Annotated in this window: 5 protein-coding genes; 1 reads left to right on the top strand and 4 read right to left on the bottom strand. The window is 37.7% G+C overall.

The annotated features are described in order from the left end of the window. Window positions 1–150: 150 nt before the first annotated feature. From L1266_RS21600 to traN, 4 genes are all read right to left on the bottom strand, one after another. The gene (locus L1266_RS21600) at window positions 151–771 is read right to left on the bottom strand and encodes a hypothetical protein (protein ID WP_212748038.1); all 621 of its coding nucleotides are present in this window, start codon (window positions 769–771) and stop codon (window positions 151–153) included. Between the two features lie 178 nt (window positions 772–949). After that, entirely contained in the window at window positions 950–1072 is a 123-nt protein-coding gene (locus L1266_RS22340; RefSeq protein WP_258536053.1) for a hypothetical protein, read from the bottom strand. A gap of 250 nt (window positions 1073–1322) precedes the next feature. Next, the gene (locus L1266_RS21605) at window positions 1323–2273 is read right to left on the bottom strand and encodes a hypothetical protein (RefSeq protein ID WP_138533957.1); all 951 of its coding nucleotides are present in this window, start codon (window positions 2271–2273) and stop codon (window positions 1323–1325) included. Window positions 2274–2413: 140 nt separating this feature from the next. Continuing rightward, complete coding sequence (gene traN, locus L1266_RS21610) at window positions 2414–5560, bottom strand: conjugal transfer protein TraN (protein ID WP_235374322.1); 3147 nt, start codon at window positions 5558–5560, stop codon at window positions 2414–2416. Window positions 5561–5780: 220 nt separating this feature from the next. Between traN and L1266_RS21615 the strand changes: the two genes are divergently transcribed. Further along, window positions 5781–5966, top strand: coding sequence for a hypothetical protein (locus tag L1266_RS21615; RefSeq protein WP_235374321.1), 186 nt, complete (start codon window positions 5781–5783; stop codon window positions 5964–5966). The last annotated feature ends 898 nt before the right edge of the window (window positions 5967–6864 follow it).

The following is a 6864-nucleotide window of genomic DNA, read 5'->3' on the forward strand; positions in this document are numbered from 1 at the left end:
ACAGTTGATGGGGGCTAAGCTAAATGCGCGTGATTACAATCGCCAACTGGTTGAAGCGATGATCAAAGTGAAGGCGCTAAATAAGATCAACACCCTTGGTCTGCCTAAATATCAGTAAGTTAAGTGAATTTGTTAGAGAGCTGCATTTGATCAACAAGGCCATGTCCAATGTGCAGTATCTGAGCAGCGATAGTTAATTAGTAAATCAATATTCTTGAAATCTAACTCTAGATCTCGCGCAATTATAGGCTCGTGATGTGCAATTCTATTTCTTAATCCCCTGACATTCTCAAGAAGAACCCTCAATTTATTTCGCATTTCCGGCACTGATAAAGTTACTTCATGATTAGGAAATACTGTACGCAAGAATGGAGTCCATAAACGATCATCAAACCTTCTCGTTAGCAGTTTCTCCCAAAATACAAACTTTAATTCGGGAATAACTTTTCCTGTTGTGTTCTGTCCATTTCTGGCATTTATTAGATCACGTCTTGGGCTATAGCCTCTATCAGGGTTTGGTAAACTACGCTCAAATGTAGTATTCCAAGGCCAATTTAACCCATATTTTCTCTCCAAGGCTTCAGATACAGCGTTTCTAAAAACCACCTCACAAAGGTGAAGTGGCGCAAAAAACGCCGCAGACACTTGTGCATTCCATGCATAGAGCTTTAATGCTTGCTCTGTACTCAACGCTGTACCATTAAAAACAATTTGTTCATATGTACTCAACCTTGAGTCAGATAATGACCTTTTGATATTACTTGACGGCATCGTCAACTCCTTTTACAATTCACTTACTAGCTATGGGATATGCTGGCTTTATGCCTCCCCCTGTAGACATACGAAGAAAACAAAAAAACCTGCTTTATGCGGGTTTTTTTGTATCTTAAAAACCTATATGGGCTAGCTTGGTCGTAGCAATTACCCTTTCAAATTCTTTACCTATCACTTACTCTTTTAAACCGAGGGCTGGCACTGTCTTATACAAATCATTCAATGCATCAGTTAATTGTTGTGGATCAGGTATAATGTACGTATCGGTCACATCATCGCTAACATTTCCTATAGCCATTTAAAATTTGTACATTTTAAACAGCCGTAGTAAAAGTTATATCCGTCTATGTATACGCGAGTTGTTGTTTGAAGTGACTTATACTTCAAACAACACGAGTATTCACTTTGTACTTTTCTATTGTCCATAATTGAAAAAACCGGCCTGAAGAGGCCGGCAATTTCGCCCAAGTCCAGTGGTCGTAATGCCAAACGTGGAGCATGGGATAGCTATAAAATAGTAAACATACTACGTTCAAATGCAAGTAAATTTACAACTTAGTATCAAGCGGTAATTCAGTGAAGCTCATGTCTTTTAAGTGATAATCGTATAAGTATTTACCTTTGTCTTTAGGGTTTTTGTAATACTTTTCGTTGTATTCGCTCTTATTTTCTTTTTCCCATTCCTCAAAAAATACGTATCGCAGTTCGCTAATATCCACACCATCTTCAAAATTTTGCCCAGTAATAAATTTATGTATTTTCCCTTTGTGAATGACTATATGAGAACCAGCGTACATAGCCCAACTGTAATCCCAGTTACCTGATCCTAATTTTCTAGGGTGATACAAGTAAACATCATCCCCCATGTAATCACTCATTAAATGCAATGATACAAAATTTCCATTTGCTTCAAAAATTACATATGCAGACTTACTTTCTTGATCATATGACGAAACTCGACCAAGCCCAATGTATTGCCCGCAGTTATTTACAACAAGAATCAAATTTTCACATTGATTTTTGTTTTTATAGTTGATGATTCGCTGAGTACTTGTTGTCCTTTCTGACTCTATTTCAAGCCCTTTCTTGGCAGCAATTTCATCAAGCTTTTTCGAAGCTCTAGCAATAATACTTTCAGGATTTGCAAGTGCTGATTGACTTACATTCTCAACCTTAACTATAAATTGGGCGTTCTTAGCTAAAGGCTCGTCTTCAATGATACTATCATTAATGGCTGTACTGGCTGCTCCAGTAAAATCTAACATTAACAGCTGACCTAGAGCCATTACACTCGAGCCAGGTACTTTGCGTGTCCCTGACTTTCCGTCAGCACTGTCCATAAACTTATTGCTGCCAGCTAAGCGCATTGTTGTTTTTGCAAATGAGTCATTCTCATTTGCTTGAAAGCTATCAAACACAATTGGCTCTTTTGTTGATGAACAAGCTGATAAAGTTAATGCCATGACTGAAGCTAAGGATATTTTAGTTATATTTTTCATAGATTTCCTCGTTTGTCCCGAAAGTGTCTCTATCGTACTTTATTATTTATATCGCGCAACTTTACAATCATTAATCATTAATCATTAATCATTAATCATTAATCATTAATCATTAATCATTAATCATTAATCATTAATCATTAATCATTAAGGAAGTAGCATGCCAATGGTCTCGGCACATATGAACAATCAATATCATCTGCATTTATGATACTTCTTGTTTCAATAGCTCTCTCAGCAAGCTCAGCGTCAACAGCTCTTTGTGTTGTTCTATCAACAGCGTTTTCTCGACCTTCATTATTAAGTAGTCGACCAGAACCAGTTAGCTTATCAAGGTCTTGAGCAAAATCAGCAATACCAGACTCGATCATTATGTTAATCCATTCGCTTAAATCAATTTGATTCCAGTCTAGGTTAGACAGTTGTTCAGGGGTTAACCCCGGACAATTCCTTAATTTTGAACCATCAACTTCTTCTGTTGTATATTCTTCTAGGTCATGGCCAAGCATTGGGGATGCTTGTTCCATTATTATTCGAGATAGGATGGAGTCATAACAGCAATAATCTTGACGACGTAGATAGCAGACACCCAAAGCATCTTCAGCACAATATTTCTTTCCTACGGGAATACATTGTTTCGTAGCAAGCCTAATTCCCATATCCATTTCATACTCGTGGCAAGCAGTGAGCAAATTTAAAGCTAGTTTAATATATTGATACACCATGTATGCAGCATATACATAACCAATTACCGCTACAGCTTGACTTGCTCCTTCTGATAGCACCACTGTTGATGCCCCATTCTTAACAGTCTCTGTCATTAATGCCTGAGCTAACTCCTCTGGAATCGAATCATAAACATATTTCATAACCGCTTGTTGTAGTTTTTCCATAGCCTGCTTAGAGAAAATATCCATTGCGGCCCCAGATGCATCAACCACCTCCCCTACTGCATTACCTGCCGCAGTACTTGCCGCATCAGTAAATACTGTAGACACTGAAGACCAAGCGCTTGAAACAGCTTCACCAGCAGTTGTAGCTGCATTAGCAATAGGTTCTCTCAGACTCTGATAGCCGCCTACTACAGCATTACTGGTTCCATCTAGTCCAGCTACAAATGCATCTGCTTGTAGCATGCCATAAGCAGCTTGTGCATATTCATAAATATCAACACCATCAGGAGCCTCACAACAGTCATTACCTAAACCACTTGGCTCCCAAGAGCAAAATTTGCCTTCACCTTTAAAAATAGTGCACGTTGATGGGTCTGTAGGATCTTCACAGTTCATCCCATCTTCCATATGTTGTATTACTGTAGCCATAGCAAGAACATCTGCGAATTGATCATTAACTTCACTATTTGATGTTTCACAATTCCCTCCAACACAAGGCAATGTAGCCGCACAGGTATTCTGTGTTACGGAGCTTGTTACAGTCGAAACAACCTCCTCATCACATTGATACTCAATTGTGTAAGCGAAGCAAATATCATCGGCGTCATCTCGCTCCCAAAGCCACCCTTCAGCACATGTTCTCTCAATTTCTTGACATTGCGTATCAGTTTGGTAGGTAGTGCAGTGGTTTGGTTGAGATTCTATCTCATCCCAGGAATAACATTGGAATTCATCCCCTATCCCTGCTGCTTTTTCTTCCTCAGTGGCTCTCCGAGTTACAATACAGTAATCTTCACCTTTAGTAGGATCACAATTGTATCCATCAAGGTTAACTCTCCAAGTTTTATTTCCTGTATCACCATTATAAAAAGGAGGGACTGTTTCTAATATTTCTGGGGGTAATCCAACGCTACCAACCTCGATATTTGTATAGCTATCAAATTTACAAAAACCTTCAAACCGGCTTTCAGTACCACCACTAATTGTGTCACTAAACCCTGCTAAGCCATTGCTTTCCTTAAGCTCACTTTCAATCGCATCATAGCAACCAGCTGGATACTGCTTGTTTTCCCCTACTTCACCAGTAAACCTGTATCTTACTTGAGCGTTCAAGATCCATTTTGTATCACCACTATCATCAGTTTTATCTTCAACTTGGACAATACCTTTTAAACCATTTGCACATGTTGGCGCTTGCAACTCTCGAATCCAAGTACTTTCATCAATACTTCCATCTAGTGTGGTGTTGGGCCAAGCACCAAGGCTTACCCTATTAATATTAGTATTATTAACTGTGCAGAAATCTTCAAAACTTGGACCTTCAAATTTCAGCTCTGTTGCAATTGAATCGGTTGGGGCTATTGTCTTAGCAGTTTGCTTCTTTAGGTCAAATTCTACTGTTAAAAACTGCTTCCCCTTACCCGCCATTTGCACTATTACGTCATAAGCAACTGGTGTAGCTCTTTCAACTTCGCAATATAAGCTATTGCTTGCAAGGGGTTGCATACATAAATGATTTGTTGATTGTGTTGATGTAAATTCACGTGTTATGTCAACTGACTCATCTGTACATGACGATAACCATGATCCGGTACCGTCAAGGGCATCATTCACTTCATTAAATCCGTAATTGAAAATACTGCTTCTGGGGTTTATTTCTGGGGGTTTATTGTCATTCTGAATTGATTGAATTGTTTGGTATACAGTTGCATCACTAGCAGTGTCTGTTTTCAAACTGTTTATTTTAGTGGTTCCTGAAGCATAAAACTCTGTCTCATTACCATAGTGACTGTCTGCCTCAAATGTTGTTTGAGAGTGATTTAGCTCTGAGCTAGTGTACTCGTTTTGATTAGAAACATGCTCAGTAACTTTTGATTCATCAATAGTCCCAACATAATTACCACTATCATCTTTTGTAAGCGAAACTCCTCCATTACTATAATTTGTAATTAAACCTCCACTAGCATTAGTCGATGGAACAACAGCTGACTTTGACATGTCTCTCGCAACATTTACGCTATCTTCAATCTGCTGCTGTGCATTGTCTCCATAATTACCATAAGCAGACAAATCAACTGTTCTAGATGTCTGTGGGGTTAGGTAGTATTTTTGAATTATCTCATTTTCTCGATTTGGATTTATGACTGTTTGATGTGGGTATTTTAATAACGTTTGATTTAAACGTTGATCATCGGAGCGGTTATTTGTTGGATCATCAGTTTTGTATTTTTGCTGAATTTGGTCAAACCGTTCCTGTGCAGCAATAGCTGTTTCAAATGGAGTGGCAATCGATAGTAACCCAGCCCATACCCCAATTACTGATACAGCAATGGTTTGACCAACCATGCTTGCAATGATTGTATATCCGGTTAATTTTTTCTTAAAACACTTCATTAAACATAGAGCCATGACTATTTATTTGAAGATATTTTAAAATCTATATTTCCATCTAAATCCTAATTTTCATTAGATTTTTAATTAAAATTTGCTCAATTAAAGCCACCTGATAGAGTAAAAGGGCTCTGAGGTGCCTTTGCTCCATTATCATTTGATATGCATACCATGATCTATAGTGTGGATGCCCCTACACTAGAAAAATAACTTCACAGAAGATTTGAGAGAGCAAGTAAACAAAGTAAATCCCAAAAAAGAGTTTTTCAAAACCTCTATAGCAGAGGTTAGACAAGTAGTTGAGCAGCAGGATTTACTTGATGTTCATTGGAAACTGACAGCAGAAACTGCTGAATATAGGGAGTCTTTAACAATAGAAAATGCTCGACAAGAACAAAATGTCACCTAATAGCTAAACCTCTGTTATAGAATACCAAACCAGCAAAGTATAGAAGCACAAAAAGCAAATCCAGCGTCATTCTGGCTAAACTAGGATACAAAAGAAAAAAGCATACAAACTTAGGGATGAAGGTGAGTTTGTATGCTTGGGTATTGATAATCAATTAGGAATTTGCTGGCTCAATAATTTATTAAATACACTTTAAATATAGAGGCTGTGCTTATTATTGTCAAACTTCCATACTTAAAAATTTTTCGAAACTTTATGAGCTCCCCTTATTCGACATTAAGGTGGCGCCCATAAGTGATTCACTTCACACTGTTGTTTCAATAACTCCATGTTTTTAATATTAACTTTTTATAGGTGGGGTAAAAAAACCGAAACAAATATAAGCTTAATTTAATATTAAAATTAGATAAATCTAGGGGGTATCGCTCAATTACCTAGTAATTTTTTGCTAAAAACAAATTTTCCCAAATGAATCCCTAAATATGCAAAGGTAACGAACGCAATATGAGCTATTATAAACATAGTTCACCCCCTAAGAGTAAACAAGACTATACGTCAGGTTAATAGTTTTCTAACTGACTTATCTCGGTGTGTTGAGAGTTTTAGTTCTAAGTATCTCTTTGCTTTTCCTTTACCCATGTGATCAAGGCACTCGCAAATAATTGAAACACTGTTACTTATCTCTTCTTCGTATTTTGGGCTCGTGTACTTGTGGTATGTTGTTTTCTTAAATCCAAATATGTGCATTGCTTGCTGTTTACTTAGCCTATATTTAGTGAACTACTCGCGCCTAAAGGCATCGAGCTTCCAAGATAATAGCCTAAGCTACTAACCTTTCTTTTTTGACGCTTCGTTGGACACCGCTAGTCGAGCTTTTGACTCGGCTAGTCTTACGATT

The organism is Pseudoalteromonas sp. Cn5-37 (assembly GCF_021532495.1).
In the GTDB taxonomy this organism is placed as follows: Bacteria; Pseudomonadota; Gammaproteobacteria; order Enterobacterales; family Alteromonadaceae; genus Pseudoalteromonas; species Pseudoalteromonas simplex.